The organism is Rhizobacter sp. P3_B12 (assembly GCF_056402895.1).
Genome location: NZ_JBFUGN010001204.1, coordinates 1 through 1,642 on the forward strand (window position 1 = coordinate 1; position 1,642 = coordinate 1,642).

General features: G+C 62.0%; 2 protein-coding genes. Both read left to right on the forward strand.

Annotated features, from left to right (window positions below; all coding sequences use genetic code 11):
- Positions 1–889 (forward strand): ribonucleotide-diphosphate reductase subunit beta (locus AC1D01_RS33780; protein WP_477873830.1); only part of this gene is annotated, 889 nt, incomplete at its 5' end.
- 228 nt (positions 890–1,117) lie between these two features.
- A complete protein-coding gene (locus AC1D01_RS33785) occupies positions 1,118–1,525 on the forward strand; it encodes a histone H1-like DNA-binding protein (RefSeq protein WP_477873831.1) in 408 nt (135 codons plus the stop codon).
- Positions 1,526–1,642 lie beyond the last annotated feature (117 nt).

Sequence of the window (1,642 nt, forward strand, 5' to 3'; positions counted from 1 at the left end):
GGAAGTGAACATGTCGCGCGACATCGCGACCTGGAAGGATCCGAACGGCCTGAGCGAAGACGAGCGCCGCATCATCAAGCGCAACCTCGGCTTCTTCGTCACCGCCGATTCGCTGGCCGCCAACAACATCGTGCTGGGCACCTACCGCCACATCACGGCGCCCGAATGCCGCCAGTTCCTGCTGCGCCAGGCCTTCGAGGAAGCGATCCACACGCACGCCTATCAGTACATCGTCGAGTCGCTCGGGCTGGACGAGAGCGAGATCTTCAACGCCTACAACGAGGTGAAGTCGATCCGCGACAAGGACGAATTCCTGATCCCGTTCATCAACGCGATCATGGATCCGAACTTCAACACCGGAACGCCCGAGAACGACCAGACGCTGCTGAAGTCGCTGATCGTGTTCGCCTGCCTGATGGAAGGCATGTTCTTCTACGTCGGCTTCACGCAGATCCTGGCGCTCGGTCGCCAGAACAAGATGACCGGCGCTGCCGAGCAGTACCAATACATCCTGCGCGACGAGTCGATGCACTGCAACTTCGGCATCGACCTGATCAACCAGATCAAGCTCGAGAATCCGCACCTCTGGACGGCGGAGTTCAAGGCCGAGATCAAGGCCTTGTTCATGACGGCCGTCGAGCTCGAGTACCGCTACGCCGAGGACACCATGCCGCGCGGCGTGCTGGGCCTCAATGCATCGATGTTCAAGGGTTACCTGCGCTACATCGCCAACCGGCGTGCAACGCAGATTGGTTTGGAAGAGCTCTTCCCGAACGAGGAAAACCCGTTCCCGTGGATGAGCGAAATGATCGACCTGAAAAAGGAGCGCAACTTCTTCGAGACGCGTGTCATCGAGTACCAATCCGGTGGCGCCCTCTCGTGGGACTGACGCTTCGCTGACTGCATCACAAGAGATCAGCAACAGGTCATGGACGAGATCAAGATTCGCAAGCCGTCAAGAGATCACCGTCAAGCACGCGGTGGCCAACGGCCTGYAACCCCATTCACCGTACCGGGGCGTCCCTCCTGGGCGACTTCGGACAGTGAATAACTGCCTCGCATCGGCATGGCGCCGGCGCAGGGCAGTGCTCTTTCAACTTGATCAAGGAGAAATGTAATGGCAACTGCAAAGAAGGCTCCGGCCAAGAAGGCGGCAGCGAAGAAGGCCCCGGCGAAGAAGGTCGCGGCGAAGAAGGCTCCGGCCAAGAAGGCGGCAGCGAAGAAGGCTCCGGCSAAGAAGGTCGCAGCGAAGAAGGTCGCCGCCAAGAAGGCGCCGGCGAAGAAGGCTGCTGCCAAGAAGGCGCCTGCCAAGAAGGCTGCTGCGAAGAAGGCCCCTGCGAAGAAGGCTGCGAAGCCCGCTGCGAAGCCTGCGGCCAAGAAGGCGGCCAAGAAGCCGGCTGCAAAGAAGGCGGCACCCGCGGCGCCTGCTGCGCCTGCTGCTGCCAAGCCTGCGGCCGCTCCGGCTGCCAAGACCGCGCTCAGCCCTGCGGCTGCGTGGCCTTTCCCGACGGGCAACAAGCCCTGAGGCCGGAAGGCGTTCAGACAAAACCCGGCTTCGGCCGGGTTTTTTTCTGGCTGGCTACATCGGTTGCGTGTCGGCGAAGCCGTTGGGCGGCAGCGCGGGGGCGCCGTCGCCGAAGGC